General features: G+C 68.0%; 12 protein-coding genes and 1 pseudogene. 2 read left to right on the top strand and 11 right to left on the bottom strand.

The genetic code is table 11. The features are described from left to right. Positions 1-42: 42 nt before the first annotated feature. Entirely contained in the window at positions 43-3,735 is a 3,693-nt protein-coding gene (locus QH196_RS31020; protein WP_280419418.1) for a nitrate reductase subunit alpha, read from the bottom strand. Between the two features lie 485 nt (positions 3,736-4,220). On the opposite strand from QH196_RS31020, the gene QH196_RS31025 reads away from it, so the two are divergent. Next, positions 4,221-4,982 (top strand): hypothetical protein, encoded by a 762-nt coding sequence (locus QH196_RS31025; RefSeq protein ID WP_280419406.1) that lies wholly within the window; start codon positions 4,221-4,223, stop codon positions 4,980-4,982. Between the two features lie 7 nt (positions 4,983-4,989). On the opposite strand, the gene QH196_RS31030 is transcribed toward QH196_RS31025, so the two are convergent. From QH196_RS31030 to QH196_RS31040, 3 genes are read right to left on the bottom strand one after another with little or no spacing between them, the layout of a single operon-like run. Beyond that, positions 4,990-5,976, bottom strand: coding sequence for an alpha/beta hydrolase (locus QH196_RS31030; protein ID WP_280419407.1), 987 nt, complete (start codon positions 5,974-5,976; stop codon positions 4,990-4,992). A 41-nt stretch (positions 5,977-6,017) separates the two neighbouring features. Continuing rightward, entirely contained in the window at positions 6,018-6,737 is a 720-nt protein-coding gene (locus QH196_RS31035) for a DUF6875 domain-containing protein (RefSeq protein ID WP_280419408.1), read from the bottom strand. A gap of 8 nt (positions 6,738-6,745) precedes the next feature. After that, the gene (locus QH196_RS31040; RefSeq protein WP_280419409.1) at positions 6,746-10,891 is read right to left on the bottom strand and encodes an amino acid adenylation domain-containing protein; all 4,146 of its coding nucleotides are present in this window, start codon (positions 10,889-10,891) and stop codon (positions 6,746-6,748) included. A 210-nt stretch (positions 10,892-11,101) separates the two neighbouring features. On the opposite strand from QH196_RS31040, the gene QH196_RS31045 reads away from it, so the two are divergent. Then, complete coding sequence (locus tag QH196_RS31045) at positions 11,102-11,356, top strand: hypothetical protein (protein ID WP_280419410.1); 255 nt, start codon at positions 11,102-11,104, stop codon at positions 11,354-11,356. Between the two features lie 189 nt (positions 11,357-11,545). Here QH196_RS31045 and QH196_RS31050 read toward each other — a convergent pair whose 3' ends face one another. The 7 genes and pseudogenes from QH196_RS31050 to QH196_RS31075 all read right to left on the bottom strand — a co-directional run bounded on the left by QH196_RS31050 (position 11,546) and on the right by QH196_RS31075 (position 19,623). Continuing rightward, positions 11,546-12,295, bottom strand: a complete 750-nt coding sequence (locus QH196_RS31050) for a sirohydrochlorin chelatase (RefSeq protein ID WP_280419419.1) — start codon at positions 12,293-12,295, stop codon at positions 11,546-11,548. 87 nt (positions 12,296-12,382) lie between these two features. Then, a pseudogene (locus QH196_RS32410) lies at positions 12,383-12,478 on the bottom strand (sirohydrochlorin chelatase); the annotation flags it as partial. A 29-nt stretch (positions 12,479-12,507) separates the two neighbouring features. Then, on the bottom strand, positions 12,508-13,725 hold the full coding sequence (locus QH196_RS31055; RefSeq protein ID WP_280419411.1) for a uroporphyrinogen-III synthase: 1,218 nt from the start codon (positions 13,723-13,725) through the stop codon (positions 12,508-12,510). Then, on the bottom strand, positions 13,722-14,120 hold the full coding sequence (gene nirD / locus QH196_RS31060) for a nitrite reductase small subunit NirD (RefSeq protein ID WP_280419412.1): 399 nt from the start codon (positions 14,118-14,120) through the stop codon (positions 13,722-13,724). The genes QH196_RS31055 and nirD overlap by 4 nt, the downstream gene beginning before the upstream one ends. A gap of 143 nt (positions 14,121-14,263) precedes the next feature. Next, positions 14,264-16,792, bottom strand: a complete 2,529-nt coding sequence (nirB, locus tag QH196_RS31065) for a nitrite reductase large subunit NirB (RefSeq protein ID WP_280419413.1) — start codon at positions 16,790-16,792, stop codon at positions 14,264-14,266. Positions 16,793-16,816: 24 nt separating this feature from the next. Then, complete coding sequence (locus QH196_RS31070) at positions 16,817-18,283, bottom strand: nitrate/nitrite transporter (protein WP_432279580.1); 1,467 nt, start codon at positions 18,281-18,283, stop codon at positions 16,817-16,819. Between the two features lie 185 nt (positions 18,284-18,468). Then, complete coding sequence (locus QH196_RS31075) at positions 18,469-19,623, bottom strand: MFS transporter (protein ID WP_280419415.1); 1,155 nt, start codon at positions 19,621-19,623, stop codon at positions 18,469-18,471. Positions 19,624-19,765 lie beyond the last annotated feature (142 nt).

Genomic DNA, 19,765 nt, shown 5'->3' on the forward strand with positions numbered 1-19,765 from the left:
TCCCCCTCTCCGGGAATATGTGGATGAACCGGCTGCGCCATATCAGTACCTGACTTCCTGGCTGCGGCGGCGGATGGTGGTGACCTCGTCGCGCTGGTTACCGGTCGGGCCGTGGTAGTTCAGCGCGAAGGATTGCTGGGCGTAACCGCCGATCAGATGCGTAGGTTTGATCATGATCCGGGTGAGCGCATTGTGGATACCACCGCGTTTACCCTTGCCTGTGAAGGTTTCACCAGGTTCCGCGATTCCCTCGATCCGCGGGACATCCACCGCACGGTCCTGCGCGTGGTACATGAACACGGTGCCCTCGGGCATCCGGTGCGAGACGATGGCACGGGCCACCACCACACCGTTGCGGTTGATCGCTTCGATCCAGTCGTTGTCGGCAACACCGATTTTCGCCGCGTCCTTATCCGACATCCAGATGGTCTGCCCACCGCGCGACAGCGTGAGCATATGCAGGTTGTCCTGGTAGGCGGAGTGGATGGACCATTTGGAGTGCGGGGTCAGATAGCGCACGGTGATCCCGCGTTCGCTCACCTCGCCGACTCCGGGTTCGGCGAACAGCGCGGTCATATCCAGCGGCGGCCGGAAGGTCGGCAACTGTTCGCCGAGTTCGATCATCCAGTCGTGATCGAGGTAGAAATGCTGGCGCCCGGTGAGGGTGTGCCACGGTTTGAGCCGTTCGGTGTTGATGGTGAACGGCGAATACCGGCGGCCACCGGTTTCCGATCCCGACCATTCCGGTGAGGTGATCACCGGTACCGGGCGCGCCTGGGTATCGGCGAAGGTGATCCGTTTACCCTCGTGTTCGGCGGCCAGATCGGCCAGTTCGGTGCCGGTGCGCCGTTCGAGAGCTCGGAAACCCTCCACCGCGAGCCGGCCGTTGGTGGTACCGGACAGCGCCAGGATCGCCTCGGCGGCGTGGCTGTCCTTGGCCAGCGACGGCCGCCCCTGCGCCACCCCGGACACCACTGTGCCGTTCATCCCCGCTAGGTATTCGACCTCGGCGTCGGGGTGCGTGGTGATTCCCTTGGTGGTGACGCCGAGAGTATCGATCAGCGGACCGAGCGCGGCCATCTTCTCCGCGATCTTCGAATAATCCCGTTCGACCACCACAATTTTCGGCATGGTCTTACCGGGAATCGGTTCGCATTCCCCGGCTTTCCAGTCCAGCACCCTGCCCCCGGCCTGCGCCATGGCATCCGGTGAATCGTGCTGTAGCGGCACCGCGACGATATCCTTACGCACCCCGAGATGTTTCTCGGCCAGCCAGGAGAAACCGCGGGCGATCCGATGGAATGCCTCGAAATCGGTTTTCGCCTCCCACGGCGGCGAGATGGCCGGGGTGAAGGCGTGCACGAACGGATGCATATCCGTCGAGGACAGATCGTGTTTCTCGTACCAGGTGGCGGCCGGGAGCACGATATCGGAGAACAGCGTGGTGCTGGTCATCCGGAAGTCCAGGGAGAGCAGCAGGTCGAGTTTGCCGGTGGCGGCCTCGTCGCGCCAGACGAGCTCTTCGGGGCGGATCCCGGCGCTGTCGGTGGTTTGCAGATTGGAATCCGCGCCGAGCAGATGCCGATGGAAGTATTCGTTGCCTTTACCGGAGGAACCCAGCAGATTGGCCCGCCAGACCGTGAGCACACGCGGGAAATTCTCCGGAGCGTCCGGGTCTTCGCAGGCGAAGCGCAGCTCACCGGATTTAAGGCCGTCGACCACATGCTCGGCCGCGGTGCGCCCGGCCGCCTCGGCTTCGTCGGCGAGGTCGAGCGGGTTGCGGTCGAAGGTCGGATAGGACGGCATCCAGCCCAGGCGCGTCGCCAGGGCGATATTGTCCGCGGCCGTGCGGCCGGCGAACGTTCCTTTACCGAGGGGTGAGGCGAAGGTTTCTGCGGTGTACGGGTCGTAGCGCCACTGGTCGTTGGTCAGATACCAGAACACCGTGCCCTGCATCTGCCGCGGCGGGCGCTGCCAGTCCAGGCCGAAGGCCAGCGTGGACCAGCCGGTCACCGGACGGCATTTCTCCTGACCCACATAGTGCGCCCACCCGCCGCCGTTGACGCCCTGACAGCCGGTGAGCAGGGTCAGGGTGAAGAAGGACCGGTAGATCTGATCGGAATGGAACCAGTGGTTGGTGCCGGCGCCCATCAGGATCATCGACCGGCCGCCGGAACGGTCGGCGTTATCGGCGAATTCGCGGGCGATCCGCCGGGCCTGAACGGCCGGGACACCGGTGATGGCCTCCTGCCAGGCTGGGGTGTAGGGCTCGGTGGCGTCGTCGTAGCCGGTGGGCCAGGTTCCGGGGAGGTCCGGGCGGCCCACGCCATATTGAGCGAGCAGCAGGTCGAATACGGTTGTGACGCGTTTACCGGCTACGACTTTCGTAGGTACCCCGCGGGTCAGGACGCCGGGAACATCGCTGTCGAACCGTGGGAACTGTACGGCCGCAGCATCGTCGGTGCGGCCGTACAGCGTCAGGAGCGGTTCGACACCGTCGAGGTCCAGATTCCACCGGCCGGTGCCGTTCGCACCGAACCGATCCCCCAGCGACCCGTTCGGCACCACCGGAGTCCCGTCCGCGTCCAGCACCACAGTCCGGAACTCGGCCCCCTCGTCGGTGTTGCCGAGATCGCCGGCGGTGAGGAATTTGCCCGGTACCGCGACCCCGTCCGCGCCTTCGTCCACAGTGATCAGGAACGGCAGATCGGTGTATTTGCGGACATAATCCAGGAAGCGCGGCGTACTGCGGTCCACGAAGAACTCCCGCAGCACCACATGACCCATCGCCATGGCCAGCGCGGCGTCTGCGCCCGGCCGGGCGGCGACCCATTCGTCGGCGAATTTGGTGTTGTCGGCGTAATCCGGCGACACCACCACAACCTTCTGACCGCGGTAGCGGGCCTCGGTCATGTAGTGGGCGTCCGGGGTGCGGGTCACCGGGACGTTCGAACCCCACATGATGAGATAGCCGGCGTCGAACCAGTCCGCGGATTCCGGCACATCGGTCTGATCGCCGAACACCTGCGGTGAGGCGACGGGCAGATCGGCGTACCAGTCGTAGAACGACAGCATCGACCCGCCGAGCAGGGAGATGAACCGGGCGCCGACCGCATGGCTGACCATGGACATCGCCGGGATCGGCGAGAATCCGGCGACCCGGTCGGGGCCGAACTCCTTGATGGTGTGCACATGCGCGGCGGCCGCGATCTCGGCGGCCTCCCACCATTCGGCGCGGACGAATCCGCCCTTACCCCGGGCGGCCTTGTACCGACGGGACCGTTCGGGGTCGGCGACGATATCGCCCCACGCGAGCACCGGATCCTTCAACCGCTGCTTGGCTTCCCGGTACAGCTCCAGCAGGGCCGACCGCACATACGGGTACCGGACCCGCGCCGGTGAATAGGTGTACCAGGAAAAAGACGCGCCGCGCGGGCAGCCGCGGGGTTCGTACTCGGGTTTGTCCGATCCCACCGAGGGATAGTCGGTCTGCTGCGATTCCCAGGTGATCACACCGTCTTTCACGTAGATCTTCCAGGAACACGAGCCGGTGCAGTTCACTCCGTGGGTGGAGCGCACCACCTTGTCGTGCGACCAGCGGTCGCGATAGAACTCGTCCGCGCTGCGCCCGCCGACCTTGTGCACGGTGCGGTGATCGGCCGAGACCTCGCCGCGCTGGAAATATTTCCCCAGCCGCAGCAGCACATCGCCCGCGCCCGGTTCCCCGGCAGCGATATCCGAAGCGGTAGGTGAACCCGGAGTACGTGAAGCAACCACGACGCCCCCTTCTCTGCAAGCGGTGAAATCGGGCTGACGCCTCGACTGTAAGGACGCCGCCGGACCGGGCCAAACGGCTTTCTCACAACGAAAAGCGCAGGTCGGTGAGCTGTGAGGGCACCGCAATGTGGTGGTCACTGCGCCGGTCCGGGTGATACGACGGCCGGGAAAGACCACCTGGGGAAACGGGCCGCGATGCCGAAGATCGGATGTTTCGGCCGCCCCCGCCGGCCGGACCCGTGAAACTTCGGAAATGACCGCTTCTCCAGTGGTTTACATTTGTTTACATATTGTGGCGGTCACATCGGGCCGGTACACGCGGCCGCTGGCGCCCCTTCTACACAGCGGGAAGCCGCCCGCTTCGCGCCCGGACGCGCCTCGCCTACGATTGCTGCCCGATCCGACTGCCGCCGGCGGTCGCCCGATCAGCTTCGAGGTGCACCATGGTCAGGCCTGTGCCGGTGTCGCGGGGGCGGAGAACTACCGCTCGTCTCCTGGCCCCTGTCGCGGCGATAATTCTGGCCGCCGGCGCGGTGGCCGGCGTCGGTACGGTATCCGGCCCCGGCCGGGCTTCCGCGGCCCCGGTGGCCGCCGCCCCAGCGGTGACCGTGTATCCCGGTATGGAGGTCAGGCGTAGCGAGATCGTCGGCGGCAAGGTCGAGATCAGCCGCTGCACGGTAGGGCTCACCGGCATGATCGGTACCGCACGGTACGCGGTCACCGCGGGACACTGCTACCGCGACGGAGTGGTCACCGACAAGGACAGCAACCCGATCGGCTGGTACGAATTCCACCGGCCCGACGAGGGCCTCACCTTCGGATTCGCGCTGATCCGGCTGTACGACGGTGTCGGGGTCGCGGCCAGTATGGGCAGCTTCGGCCTGTCGTCGGTGGATATGAAGCCGCAGCTGAACCAGCAGGTCTGCAAACTCGGCGCGACCACCGGCTGGAGCTGCGGAACGATCACCGAAATCACGGAGCGCTACCTCTATACGACCAACACCCTGGGCGCGGAGGGCGGCGATTCCGGTGCGGTGGTCTACCGGCAGACCTCCGACGGGCACGCCGCTTTCGTCGGCCTCCTGGTGGCCTTCGACCAGGACGCCGGCCACAGCGCGGTGGTGGAGCCCGCGCAATGGCTGTTCGATCAGATCGACAAGTACGGTCCCACCCGCGACAATCCGTTCGTCTGGTACCGGGTCTGATCCCGGTTCAAACGCCCAGGGCGCCCGCGAAAACCGGCCAGGACCGGTGTAGATCGTCCTGCCAGTAGGCCCAGGCATGTGTGCCCGGGTGGAAGTGCACGGTGGCCGGGATCTGCCGGGCGGCCAGCGCCGCCGCCAGCGGGCCGGTGCAGTTGTTGACGATGGATTCCATCGTCCCGCCGACCAGCACCCGGTCGGCCAGCCGCAGCGGGTCGCCGTCGATACCGCGGGAATTCAGTACCTCGTGCGGGCCGGGCGCCCCGTTACCGGAGGAGAGGTAGAGCGCCGTCCCCCGCAACCGGTCCAGGTGCAGCGTCGGGTCGTGTTCGAGCCAGGCGGGATGACCGGGACCGCCCCACATATTGGTGGCGTTCGCCCCGAACAGCGCCAGCTGCGAATACACGATGGCGCGCGCCGCCGGGTCGCTGGTGCGGGGGCAACCGCTGTACGCGCCGACCGCCTGGTAGAGGCCGGGAGCGTGGATGGCCAGATTCAACGCCGAGGTCGCCGACATCGACAGCCCCGCCACCGCATTGCGGCCGGTCATCCCGAACCGGGCATCGAGCAGCGGCGGCAGTTCGCGGGTGAGGAAGGTTTCCCATTTGTTGCGGCCCAGCACCGGGTCGTCGGCGATCCAATCGGTGTAGTAGCTGGCCCGCCCGCCCATGGGCACGATCACGTTGACCGGTTTATCGGCGAAGAACTGGGCCACATCGGTGCGCCGCATCCACGGGCCGCCGTCCTCACCGCCGTCGACGGCATTGAGCAGATACAACGCCGGCGCCCCCGGCCCGGGATGCGAGATCCACAGCGTGACCGGTTTGTCCATCGCGGCGGAATGCACCACCACCTCGGACTGCCGGCCGCCGAGCGGGCGCACATCCACGATCCGGGCCGGCCCCTCGGCGGCGGCCGGACCGGCCGCGATCCCGGTCGCCACCAGCGCGAAACACAGCGTGAGCAGGTACACCAGGCAACGCGGCAGCCGGTACATGCCGAGGTTTCTACCACGGTCCGATATGTGGCCGGGCGTTATCACCTGGCGTGTTCGTCGCGGGCGTGCACCCGCAGCGCGGTGATCGCGCCGGCGTCGGCTTCCGGCACCCGCATCCGTTCGGCGATCGACCAGCGCAGGGCACGGGGCAACTGCGGTGCGACCTTGCCGAAATACGCGTACAGCCAGTCGGTCCGCGCAACCAGGAACGGGTAGTCGGTGGTCATCATCGGGCGGATCACCAGCATCGGCAGGGGCGCGTCCAGCGGGTGGAAGGCGGCGTTCCACAGGCCCGGGACCCGGCAACCCGGGTAGAACTGGCCGAGCATCAGGCCGTCGCGCACCACCTCGGTCTTGTGGCGGCGGTGCACGGCGTCGATACGGTCGGTGCGGGTGAGTCCGGGGAAGATCGTCACCGCGGTCAGCCGGCGATCGTCGGATTCCCCGGCCCGCAACCGGTCGTACAGCTCGTGGGCGTCCAGGACGGCCGCCGAGAGGTCCTCGGCCGACAGCTCGTCGCCCCCGCGGATCACCGCGGCCCACAGGGCGTGGTGGTTCGTGGTCTGCCGGATGAACGGGCATACCGGGCCGTCCCGGCCCAGGTCCGGATGTGGATGCACGAGATGCTCGGCGATCCAGCGGGTGAGTACTGCGGCGTCGGGATGTTCTGCGGCCCAGCGCTCGGCGTCGTCGTAGACATCGCACCAGCTCCGGCCGGTTCGCGGCCCGCGATGGGTGGGTGCGGGGACCTCGGGATTCACCGGCCTGTTCATCGGCTACCCGCCCGCGCGGCGAACTCGGCGGGGTATCGGTCCAGGATCGGCGCGATCAGCGCGACCGTTTCGGGATTCATCAACCGGCCGTGCTCGGTATCGACCGGATACTCGCGCAGTTCCCCGGTGACGAACGGCCGCCACATCTGCACACCGAGCATTTCGGTCATGCCGCGGGTCGCCGAGAAGTACAGCAGGTCACCGTCGAAGACGCCGGGACGGTACCGGGCCGAGATCTCGACTCCCGCAATGTAGGCCCGATGCAGGCGGTCGAGTTGGCCGGCGGTCAGCCCCGCACCCAGCGATGCCCCCGCGGCCGCCAGTTCCGCGGCCGCTTCGGCGGCGGTCAGTTCCGCAGCGTGCGCCGCCGCCTCCGCATCGGGTTCGTCACCGAGCAGGTGGGTGAGCAGATCCCGCATCCGCGGCCGCGGTGGTGGTGGCGAGTCCGGAGGAAAGACGACACTGTCGAGCATGGCCAGCAACGCGACCTCATGGCCGAGATCGCGTAACCGCACCGCCACGGCATGGGCGAGTTGACCACCGAGCGACCAGCCCAGCAGATGATAGGGGCCGTCCGGTTGCACCCGCAGGATCTCGCGCAGATAGCGATCGGCGAGGGTATCGGCGGTGGTGACCTCCGAGTCCGGAGAAGTCAGCACCGGCGACTGGACTCCGTAGACCGGGCGGTCGGCGATCCGGTGCGACAGCCCCGCATAACACCACGCCAGCGGCACCGCGGAATGGAAACAGAACAGCGGTGGCCGGGAACCGGTGCGCCGCAGTGGAAGCAAGGTCTGCAGGCCGTCCGCTTCGTCACCGCAGCTACCGTCGCCCGTGCTGCTCCCCCGGCGCAGCGCGACCGAGTTCGCCGTCTCCCCGCTCCCGCCCGTCCCTTCTTCCACCGCGACACCGGGATGCTGGTACCCCGCGATACGGTCGGCCAGCTCCGCCACCGTCGGCGCGGTGTACAACCACCGCACAGTCACCGGAACCCCCGTCGCGCCGGCGAGTTCGGCCGACAGTCCCACACCCAGTAGTGAATTACCGCCGAGAGCGAAGAAATCATCGTCCAGGCCGATATCCGGACGGCCGACCACACCACCCACCCGCTGCGCGACCAACCGCTGCACATCCGTCTCCGGGGCGCGATAGGCGCGGGACAGCACCGGGTCCGGCAGCCGATTCCGGTCCAGCTTCCCATTGGGGGTCAACGGGATCCGATCGATCTCGACGACCACCGCCGGCACCAGAGCAGCAGGCAGTACGGTGCGGACCCGGCTCAGCGTGGCGGCCGGATCGAACCGGTGACCCGCGGCCACCACCACGTAAGCGGCCAGGCGAGCGGCCGGTCCTGTTTCCCCCGTCACCGTCACCACCGCCTGCGCGATGTCCGGACCCGCGGAGAGCGCCGATTCGATCTCGCCGGGTTCGATCCGGCGGCCGTGCAGGCCGAGCTGACGATCGGCCCGGCCGAGGTATTCGAAGCCGCCGGGGTCGGCGCGCACCACATCCCCGGTGCGATACAGGCGTTGCCCGGTGCCCGCCGGATCGGCCACGAACCGGGCAGCCGTGGTCGCGGGATCGTGCAGATACCCCAGCGCGACACCCGGTCCGCCCAGATACAGTTCGCCCCGCCCGCCCAGCGGTACCGGCCGCAGCCGGGTATCCAGTGGCACCGCTCGTACATCCGGCAATGCCGGCCCGATCAGGACCGGGTCGGCCGGTGACAGCGGGTCGCTCTGCATCGTCATCACCGTCGTCTCGGTGGGACCGTAGCCGTTGTACAACCGCACCCGCGGCGCCCAACGCCGGACGAGTTCGGTGCCGGGGGATTCGCCACCGGTCACCACCACCCGCAGACTCGGCAGCCGGGCCGGGTCGAGGCTGCTCAGTACCGCAGGAGTACTCAGCAGGTGCGTAATCTCCTCGGTACAAAGCAATTCGGTGAGCTGCGCCCCCGCCACCGGCCCCGCGGGGGTGACCTCCAGCCGCGCACCCACCGCGAACGCCGCGAGCAACTCCAGCAGATGCGCATCGAACGCGGGCGAATGCGCATGCAGAACAACGGCATCCTCATCGACCCGATACCGCTCGACCAGGTAGTCGGTGAGCGGCCCCAACCCGCGATGACCGACGAGCACACCCTTCGGCGTTCCGGTGGTGCCCGAGGTGTGAATCAGATACGCAGGATGATCCGGACGCAGACCCGCCCAGGGGTCGCGATCACCGCTACCCGCCGCCGAATACCTCCCCGGCCCGTCACCGTCGCCACTTCGGACACTTACCGGGTGCGAACCGGTGTCCTCGCTACCCTCCCCTGCCTGCGCGGATCTCTCGGACCCGCCCAACTCCAGCCAGCGCACCGACTCGCCACTGGCCGGCGCCGCAGTCGCCGCACGGGTCGCCTCCGATCCGGGCAGGTCCGGACGCACCGCCGGCACGGTGAGTCCCAGGCGAATTCCTGCGGCCGCGAGAACGGCCGCGATCCGGTGCGGCGGGTCGGCGGGGTCGATCGGCACGAAACAAGCGCCCGCGGTGGCGACCGTCCAGAGCGCGAGCACCGATTCGATCGAACGCGGGATGACTACCGCGACCGGCGTCCCAGGGGCAGCACCACAGTCGATCAGTTCCTGCGCCCAGCGGCGGGAGAGATCGTCCAGCCGGCGATACGTCAGGGACCGGGTGCCTTCACTCACGGCCACCGCATCCGGGCGGCGCATTCCCGTACGCAGGAGCTCGGGCAGGAGCCGCACCTTTGTGGCAGGCGTCGGGGATTCCCCCGACTTCTCTGTTTTTTGTGGAACGAAACCCGGAGCATCCGAATACTTTTCGGATTCCCCCAGGCCCGCGACCGGCTCGCCGGGCGCGGCGGCGAGGAAACGGTGCAGGTAGGTGAGGAATCCGCGGTGATACCAGTCGAGTGCCGCAGCCGAATAGCGGGCGGGGTTGCCCTGGAAATCGATACTGATACTGCTCTCGTCCGGACCCAGCTGATAACCGTTGACCAGCAGATCCTCCACCGGCCCCAGCGACAGCAGCTGCGCCTGCCCGGTGAGCGGCCCCAACCGCAGCGGTTCCACGAAACCCAGCACATTGACCACCGGCCCGAATCCGCCGCGCTCCACCCGCCCACCTCCGCGGTCATACTGGATCTCCTCGTACGGGTACCGCTGATGACGCAGTGCCGCAAGGATCTTCGCGCGCACCTCGGCGACGGCGACACCGACGGCGCCCCGTGTGATACCGGTGAGCCGCAGCGGGACGACATTCGAGACCGACCCGGCCGACCGGCGCAGTACGGCCGTGGTGCGTACCGGAACCGGGAGCGTGATCACGGGATCGTCGTTCCCGGTGAGCTGGGCGGAATAGCACGCGAAGGCGGCGATCAGCAGTTCGCCGAACGATGCGCCGTACCGTTCGCGTGCGGCGGCGACCACACTCGCGGTCGCCGGTCCGACCATCGCCGAAACCCGGTGCGGCCGTGGCTGCGGCGCCGCGGGGTGCCCGGCCAGGCCCACCGGTTCGGCCAGACCCGACAGCGCGGAAAGCCAGTACTCCTTATCGGCCGCCGCCCGCGCCGACTGCCGATAGGTCTCCTCGACGGCAAGCAGTGCGGCGGTGTCCAGCGCGCCGGGCTCGCCCGCCTCGGTATCGGTGACCGCGGCCCGGTACAGCTCACCGGTGCGCCGTAACAGCGCGACGGCACCGGCACCGTCGAGAACCAGGTGGTGGCTGCGCAGATACAGCAGATGCCGGTGCGGAGCCACCCGGTACAGCGTCGCGACGGTGAGGTCGTCGGTGCGCGGATCGAGCGGGGCGCAGTGGTCGTCCGTCATCCGGTCGAGCGCCGTGGTGACCGGATCGGTGTGATCGGCGAGATCACAGACGGAGAACGGGAGATCCGTCTCCGCGAGCACCTGCCGCGGCCGGCCGTCCACTTCCCGCACCAGGACACACGGCGATTCCAGCTCCCGGGCCGCGCGACGCCCACATTCGCGCATCAGCTCCACCTCGACCGGCCCCCACAAATCCAGGTACATGGCCACGGTGTTCGGAATCCCCGGATACAGCTGCTGCGCCACCCACCACCGCAATTGAGCGGCCGACAGCGGATGGTCCGATCCTGTTCCCTGGTGCTTCATCTAGACCGCGCCTCCTGCGTTGTCCGGTCGGCCCGGAAAGTGGCATACGCGCGACGCCGATCCACGCGCCGTCCGGTACCCGACCGGCTGCTACGACTACCTGCGGAATCACCTGCGAGCGAACACTACGCCTGCCGAGCAAGGTAGTGCACCGGCACGATCTCCGGGCGCCTCCGGCGCAGCAAGACGGAATTGCGCCAATATGTTTTTGTGCGCACAACGATCGACCTGCCGCCTGAACTCATGCGCGCCGCCGAGATCGCCGCCACCGAGCGCGGCCTGAGCCTCGCGGAGCTGTTCACAAAGGCCCTGGAACATGAGGTAGGCGCAGGCATCCATCAGCCGAAATCCGGACGTGTTCGGTTTCCATTGGTCGGCGCAGCAGATGCCCCGCACAAGGTGGATATGAGCATCGCAGATATCGCAGAGGCCCTCGGAAACGACGACGCCGCCAAGTACACCTGACAGCACTCGTCGACGTGGGCGTGTGGCTTGCCGCGGTATGGGGCGCCATGTGCACCATCCCGCGGCGGCGACGTGGTTCGACAGCCGCCCGGGCAACCTGTGACGTGCCGGGTTTCGCCCGGACCAGCGGCGCAGAGTCGGCGACGCTCGATCGAAAACTTGCGGCCCGGTATCCATCGATCCAGGTAGTCACGATCGCGGGATAACGGTTCCCGTCGGAGGCCGGACGGGACGTCCGAACCGTTCGCGTAGTGCAGCGCGGTAGCGGTCCGCGATCAACCGGACCACGGCGGGATGTACGCCGATCGGGTCGGCTACTCCGGTCGCGCCGGCCTGGTGCAGGCGTTCGTGGAAAAGTCCGTGCGCCAGCAGGTAAGAGGCGATGAACACGCGGTCCTGCCCTTCCTCGCGCAACTTCGCAACGACCTCCGGAACGCGCGGTGCGCCCGTGGCGACATACGCAGTGCGCACCGGTGTCGCAAGTTGTGCGGTGAGCATGGCGGCGGCACGGCGCACATCCGCCCGGGCCCGCCGATCGGACGAGCCCGCGGCCGCGAAAACCACGGCGTCACCCGGGCGCCAGCCGGCGGCGCGTAACCGCACGGACATGATCCGGGCCAGGGCCGGATCCGGGCCCATCGCGGGCGTTACCGTCACCGCGGGATGAGCACTCTCTTCCACTTCCCTCGGCACATCCTGATAGACGTGGTACCCCGAAGCGAGGAAGGCCGGAACCAGCACGGCCGGAGCCGGATCAGCAGTATTCGGCGACTGAGCGGCGAGAGCGCGCAGCACTTCCGACGGTGAGGGACCGAGAACATCGACGAACGCGGTGCGCACCGGTGTGCTCGTCGTAGACCGACCGGATAACGCGCCGAGTTCTGCGAGGGGGTCGACGGCGCACCCGCACACCGCGGTTCCGTGCGCAACGGGAAGCATCGCTGTGCGGCGCGCCCGCGCGGGCTGCCCGGTGCCTGTGCCCGGTCCGGCAGCCGCATTGTGCGCGCAGCGCGTCCCGGCCCGGTGCCCCAGTTCGCGCCCCACCGCCTCGGCCAGCGCGGCGATCATCTCCACACCCTTACCGCTGCGGGTTCCGTGCGCCACCAAGACCAGCGGCGGCACGGGAACCGGCGCGGGCGAATCCGGCGCGTTCACCCGGGGACCACCGTGCGCACATAGCGGGTGTTCTGTGCCGGTGCCGCGGGCAGCGCGGCGGCGACGTTGTTATCGGTGCATTCGGCCGGGTCCATGGCCAGCCGGTAGCCGCGTTTGACCACGGTCTGGATCGCCTTCGGTGTCCCCAGCCCCGCCCGCAGCCGGGCGATGGCGGTTTCCACCGCGTGGGTGTCCTCGCCCCCGCCGGGCAGGGCGGCCAGCAGATCCTCACGCGATACGACCCGACCGGGATATCGGGCAAGCGAACGCATCAGTGCCATCGGTGCGGGTGCCAGTTGTTTCACCGTGCCGTCCACCACCACGCATGCCCCGCGCACGCTGATGGTGTGACCGGCGGCGTTGATCCGGCCGGCGCGGCGCGGTAGTTCCTCGGCCACATGGCGGGCCAGGGCACCCAGCCGCGCCCGGCCGGGCAACGTGACCGGAACACCCAGTTCCTCCAGTGGCGCCGCGGTGATGGGTCCGACGCAGGCCGCCGGCACCCGGCTGCGCAGAGCGTGCAGGACACCCTCGAGCACACCGGTTTCCTTGGCGCGCATCAGCATCGACGCCACCGCGGGCGCGCTGGTGAAGGTCACACAGTCGATGGCCGAGGTCATGATGGCCTCGATGAGGTTGTCCATCGGACCGCGATCGGCGGGCGGCTCCCACCGGTACACCGGCACCGGCACCACATCGGCGCCGGCGCAGCGCAGGACCTCACAGAAATCGGGGACCGGTTCCCATTCGGTGGTGGCGCCGTGCAACTGCACCGCGATCCGCACCCCCTCGACACCTTCCGCGAGCAGATGGTCCAGCACCTCCGCCGACGATTCGGAAGCAGGCGACCATTCCTCCCGGAGTTCGGCCGCCCGGATCGCCCCCTTCGCTTTGGGTCCGCGGGCCAGCATCCGGGCGCCGCCGAAGGTGGTGCGCAACTGTTCGGCCAGTCCCCAGCCCTCCGCCGCCTCCATCCAGCCGCGGAACCCGATCCCGGTGGTGGCGACGGCGATCTGCGGTGGGTCGGCGACGAGTTCGCGCGTTACCCGTTCGAGTTCGGTGTCGTCGGCCAGCGGAATGATCCGGATGGCCGGCGCGGACACGATCGTCGCGCCCCGCCGGGTGAGCAGGGTGGCGAATTCCTCGGCGCGCCGGGCCGCGGTGATACCGATGGTGAACCCGGCCAGCGAGCTGCTCGTATCCGGAACCGTCATGCGGGGACGCCGTCCGCGGCCATGACGACGGGCTCGTCGGAAACCGAGACCAGGCCGCCGTCCACACGCACGGCGTATACCGGCAGCGATTCGGTCGCATCGTCCAGGCATCGCCCGTCGAGCAGCGAGAATGCCTGCTTCAGCAGCGGTGATGCGACGACGGGCTCGCCGCCGCGGTCACCGACGATCCCGCGCGACATCACCGCCGCCCGGCCGAAGGGGTCGATATTGCCGACCGCGTACAACGTGCCCTCGGGCAGCAGGAACAGGGCGGCCTGGGCCCCGCCGGGCAGCAGCACCGCTACGCCGCGGCCGGGAATCAGATAGTCGAGCCGGCAGGCCTGCGTCCACCCTGTGGTGGCCGGGGCAACGCCAGGGGTATCGATCACGGTCATGGTGTTCTCCTCCACACGCCTCAACCATTGGTACCGGCGCACTGTTTCCACTCGGTTAAGCCGTCATTTCCCACTCGTAGCGGCTGGTTGCGGCATTGCGGGCAGGCTGTTTCCTTGCGGCCTGCCCACAACGCCCTACGTGGTTACATTTCACTGCCGCCTCCGGGCATTGCCGGCAGGCCGAGCAGCACCGGGACCTTGCGTTCCCCGCTGTCGTCGAACGAGATCGTCGGATCCGCTTCGGCCGGGGCGTTGACGAAGGATACGAACCGCGAAAGCTTCTGATCGTCCTCGAGCACCGCGGCCCATTCGTCGCGATACCCGGCCACATGCGATTCCATCGCCGCTTCCAGATCGGCCGCGATACCGAGACTGTCCGCACAGACCACCTCGCGCACGTAGTCGATACCCAGGTCTTCCTGCCACGGTGCGGTGCGCTGCAACCGGTCCGCGGTGCGGATGTAGAACATCAGGTAGCGGTCGATATAGGAGATCAGGGTGGCGTCGTCCAGATCACCGGCCAGCAGTACCGCGTGCTTCGGGGTGAGACCGCCGTTACCGCCGACGTAGAGGTTCCAGCCGTTCTCGGTGGCGATCACACCGACGTCCTTACCGCGGGCCTCGGCGCATTCCCGGGCACAGCCGGAAACGGCCAGCTTCAGTTTGTGCGGTGACCGCAAACCGCGGTAGCGCTTCTCCAGCAGGACCGCCATCCCGACCGAATCCTGCTGGCCGTACCGGCACCAGGTGGACCCGACGCAGCTCTTGACGGTGCGCAGCGATTTGCCGTAGGCGTGGCCGGATTCCATCCCGGCGTCCACGAGCCGTTTCCAGATGAGCGGCAACTGTTCGACGCGGGCACCGAAGAGATCGATCCGCTGGCCTCCGGTGATCTTGGTGTAGAGACCGAACTCCTTGGCGACCTCACCGATCACGATCAGCTGCTCGGGCGTGACCTCCCCGCCCGGCATCCGCGGCACCACCGAATAGGTGCCGTTCTTCTGCATATTGGCCAGGAAGTGGTCGTTGGTGTCCTGGAGCGCGGCCTGTTCGCCCTCCAGGATGTGCTCGCTGGAGGTGGAGGCCAGGATCGAGGCGACCGTCGGTTTGCAGATATCGCAGCCGATGCCCTTACCGTGCCGGACGATCAGCTCGGAGAAGGTGCGGATACCGGTGGCCTGCACGATCTGGAACAGTTCGGCACGCGACTGTTCGAAATGCTCGCACAGCGCCTTGGACATTTCGACGCCGGATTGTTCGAGCACCTTCTTGATCATCGGCACACAGCCGCCGCAGGAGGTACCGGCCTTGGTGCAGGATTTGATCGCGGGGATATCGCAGGCACCGTCGGCGATGGCACCGCAGATGGCGCCCTTGCTCACATCGTTGCAGGAGCAGATCTGGGCCTCGTCGGGTAGCGCGTCGGCGCCGAGTTCCGCCCCGGCCGGGGAGATCAGCGCGGCGGGTTCGGCCGGTAGCGGGCGCCCGACCAGCGGACGCAGGGCCGCGTACTGGGTGGCGTCGCCCACCAGGATGCCGCCGAGCAGGGTCTGCGCATCGTCGGAGATCACCAGTTTCGCGTAGGTGCCGCGCGCCGCATCGTGCAGCACCACCGACAGCGCCCCCTCGGTGCGGCCGTGCGCGTCACCGAAGCTGGCCACATCCACACCCAGCAATTTCAGCTTGGTGGACATATCGGCGCCGGGGAACTCGCCGGCGCCCCCGAGCAACCGGTCGGCCACGATCTCGGCGGTCGTATACCCGGGCGCGACCAGGCCGTAGCAGACACCTTCGACCGCGGCGCATTCCCCGATGGCGTAGATATCCGGATCGGAGGTGGCCAGGCCCAGATCCGTGACGATACCGCCGCGCGGGCCCACCTCGAGGCCGGCGTCGCGCGCGATCTGGTCACGGGGGCGGATACCTGCGGAGAACACCAGTAGCGCGGCGTCGATCACGGTGTCGTCGGAGAGGCTGATCTTCAACCGTCCGGCCGGGGACGCTGCCTCATCGCGTTCGATCCCCTGGGTGCCGACGCCGGTATGTACCTGCAGTCCCAGATCGGTGACAAGTTTCTCCAGGATCGCGCCGCCGCCCTCGTCGACCTGCGCGGGCATCAGCCGGTCGTTGTACTCGATCACATGCGGGGTCAGTCCCAGCATCCGCAGCGCGTTGGCGGCCTCCAGCCCGAGCAGACCGCCGCCGACAACCACACCGTGCGCACCCGGACCGGCCGCCTCCGCTGTGGCCTTGATGCCGTCGAGGTCGTCGAGGGTGCGGTAGACGAAGCATTCCGGATGTTCGTGCCCCGGCACGGGCGGCACGAACGGATAGGAACCGGTGGCCAGGACGAGCGCGTCGTAGTCGAGCACTTCACCGGCGGCGGTGGTCACCTTCCGGGCGTCCTTGTCGATGGCCTCCGCACGCTGTCCGATACGCAGATCCACCAGGTCGTCACCGGCGTACTCGTTACCCGGCAGCGCCAGCGCGGCCGGATCCCAGTTGCCGACGTAAGAGGACAACCCCACACGGTCGTAGGCGGGCAGCTGTTCCTCGCCGAGGACGACGACCTGCCACTGCCCGGCTTCGTCCCGCGAGCGGAGCGCCTCGACGAAACGGTGCCCGACCATGCCGTGACCGGCGACGACGACTGTTTTGCGCTGTGCGTTCATGGTGTCCTCCGTGGGGATCCGGGATCAGGCCGACGTCCGGGCGGACCGGGTTTCGCCTGGCTGGGTGGACGGGGTGCCGGATTCGGCCCGGCGGACAAGGGCCTCGGCGCCGGCGACGATTTCCCGGCCGGATGCCGCAGCGGCGGGGCGGCGCAGGAACACCGCCCAGGTGACGAGGGCGCAGGCGATATAGAACGCCATGAACACCCAGAAGGCGGTGGTCGCCGACTGTGTCGAGGCGTAGGACGAGCGCAGTACCAGGTTGATCCCCACGCCGCCGAGCGCGCCGATGGCGCCGACGAAACCGATGAGCGCCCCGGAGGTGTTCTGCGCCCAGGCGGCGCGTTCGGCGGCAGTTCCGTCGAGACTGCGCGATTTGGCGTCGAAAACCGATGGGATGATCTTGGTGACGGAGCCGTTGCCCAGCCCCGACAGGACGAACAGGGCCACGAACCCGGCGACCAGCACCGCGAGCACCGGACCGGAGAACCCGTTCGCCGAACCGTCCGCGATCGTCGACGCCACGGCCACCACCACGGCAGCGACCATCATCGCCACGAAGGTGACCACGGTGACCTTGCTACCGCCGATCCGGTCGGCCAGCTTGCCGCCGTAGGGCCGCGCCAGCGAGCCGAGCAGCGGGCCGATGAACGCGATCTGCGCGGCGTGCAGGGTGGCCTGGGCCGCGGTTTCCCCACCGGCGACGAAACTGATCTGCAGAACCTGTCCGAAGGCGAAGCTGTAGCCGATGAACGAGCCGAAAGTTCCGATGTAGAGGAACGAAACCGCCCAGGAATGCGGCACTTTCAGCGCGGTGAGCATATAGGACAGATCGGCCTTCTGATTCGGCAGATTATCCATGAACAGCGCCGCGCCGAGACCGGCCAGCACGACCAGCACCAGGTACGCCGCGCAGATCACCGAGGCGTATTCGTTGCCGAGGGTCGCGATGATCAGCAGCCCGAACAGCTGGATCACCGGAACACCGATATTGCCGCCGCCCGCATTCATGCCCAGGGCCCAGCCCTTGAGGCGCTGCGGGTAGAAGGCGTTGATATTGGTCATCGACGAGGCGAAGTTGCCGCCACCCAGACCGGCGAACGCCGCGACGATCAGGAAGGTCGTATAGGGCGTCCCCGGCTGGTTCACGAAATGCAGCGCCAGCAGGGTCGGGATCAGCAGGGCCACCGCGCTGAACACCGTCCAGTTGCGGCCGCCGAAACGGGCCGTCGCCACCGTGTACGGGATTCGCAGGATCGCGCCGACCAGGGTCGGCACTGCGACCAGGAAGAACTTTCCGGCCGCGTCGATACCGTAGGTCTCGGCCGGCATGAACAGCACCATGACCGACCAGATGGACCAGATGGAGAATCCGATGTGCTCGGCGACGACCGACCAGATCAGGTTGCGCGTGGCGATCTTCTTACCGCCGGCCTCCCAGGCCGCGGTGTCCTCTGCGTCCCAGCGCTCCAGCTTCGGCCGCCGGAACAACGCCGCTACGGCGTTCCGGCGGCTTTCTGTCTGCGTGTTCAAGGGGCCTCCCGACGTGGTTCGACCCCACGTTAGGAAACTGGTATTGCCGTAATGCTGCCCAAAATGACCGCGGAATCAACGGTTTCTCACGTGGCCGGCACGACCTGGGTGAGAAACCGGCGCTTGTTAACGCGGTGTCACGATCAGCCGCCCGCGGGACCGTCCTCGAGCAGCCGCGGTTTACAGGCCTGCCAGGCACCGATCAGCAGCACCACCACCGAGACCCCGAGCAGCGCGAACGGTGCCGCCCAGCCGCCGGTCACGGTGTGCAGCATCCCGAACACCAACGGTCCGATGCAGGCCAGCGCGTAACCGACGCCCTGGGTGAACCCGGACAGCGCCGCCGATCCCGCCGGGGTGCGCGTCCGCAGGTTGATCAGGGTGAGCGCCATCGGGAAGGTGCTGGGGCCGAGGCCGAGAATGACCACCCACAGCACCGGCGCGCTCATCGGCGCGATGAGCAGGCCGGCGAAGGCCACCAGGAAACAGACCGCGCAACCGACCGCGACCGGGAAAGGATTGGTCATGCGGGCCGCCACCGTCGGCGCCGTCAATGCCGCGATCAGGCCCATGAGGGCGAACAGGGCGACCATCGAACCGCCGAACGCCGCATCGGCACCGGCGTCGGACAGGATCGTGGGCAACCAGGTGAATACGGAATAGGTGGTCAGCGAGGTCATCCCGAACATGGCCGACATACCCCAGGCCAACGGCGAGCGCCACACCTTCGGGGCGGGGCCCGTCGTGCCGGGTAGTCCGGTCGTATCCGCCACGGCCCGGCCGCGCCGATTCCACAGGACACCGATCCAGGGCACGGCCGCGGCGAACCCGAGCAGCGCCCACACCCCCAGCGAGACCCGCCAGCCGTGCGCTTCGGCGAGCGGCACCGCCACCAGAGCGGGAATGACGGTACCGATCTGGACCATGGTGATGTAGAGCGCGCTCACCGTGGCCAGGCGATCGGGAAAATAGCGCTTGACCAGCGGTGGGACCACAATATTTCCGATCCCCATACCGCCGAGCGCCAGCGCGGAGAACAGCAGCAGGCCCACCGTTTCGGAGACGAGGACGCGGGCGAGCATGCCGATACCGGCGGCGGCCATGGCCGCCAGCACGGTCCATTCCAGCCCGATCCGGCGTACCAGCAGCGGGGTCAGCAATCCGGTCACCGAGAACATCAGGGTCGGGATCATCCCGAAGACGCCGACGACGGCCGTGGAATACCCGATATGTTCGCCGATCTCCTCGGCGAGCGGGGTGAAGGCGGTGACCGCGACCCGCAGCGTGAGAGCCGACATGACGATGGCCGCCAGGACCAGCAGGCGGCCTTCGATGAGTGAGCGTCGCGGGGGGGGCGGGGGGGGGGGGGGGGGGGGGGGGGGGGGGGGGGGAGGGGGGCGGGCCGCGGAAAAAAAAGAAGTAGGAAATATAGCAGGAAAA

Source organism: Nocardia carnea (genome assembly GCF_029868325.1).
In the GTDB taxonomy this organism is placed as follows: Bacteria; Actinomycetota; Actinomycetes; order Mycobacteriales; family Mycobacteriaceae; genus Nocardia; species Nocardia carnea_C.

Bases quoted from the DNA above. Each gene is read 5' to 3' on its own strand.
- QH196_RS31055 (WP_280419411.1), bottom strand. From the start codon at position 13,725: ATGACGGTTCCGGATACGAGCAGCTCGCTGGCCGGGTTCACCATCGGT.
- nirD (WP_280419412.1), bottom strand. From the start codon at position 14,120: ATGACCGTGATCGATACCCCTGGCGTTGCCCCGGCCACCACAGGGTGG.
- nirB (WP_280419413.1), bottom strand. From the start codon at position 16,792: ATGAACGCACAGCGCAAAACAGTCGTCGTCGCCGGTCACGGCATGGTC.
- QH196_RS31050 (WP_280419419.1), bottom strand. From the start codon at position 12,295: ATGCTTCCCGTTGCGCACGGAACCGCGGTGTGCGGGTGCGCCGTCGAC.
- QH196_RS31075 (WP_280419415.1), bottom strand. From the start codon at position 19,623: ATGTCGGCTCTCACGCTGCGGGTCGCGGTCACCGCCTTCACCCCGCTC.
- QH196_RS31025 (WP_280419406.1), top strand. From the start codon at position 4,221: ATGGTCAGGCCTGTGCCGGTGTCGCGGGGGCGGAGAACTACCGCTCGT.
- QH196_RS31030 (WP_280419407.1), bottom strand. From the start codon at position 5,976: ATGTACCGGCTGCCGCGTTGCCTGGTGTACCTGCTCACGCTGTGTTTC.
- QH196_RS31040 (WP_280419409.1), bottom strand. From the start codon at position 10,891: ATGAAGCACCAGGGAACAGGATCGGACCATCCGCTGTCGGCCGCTCAA.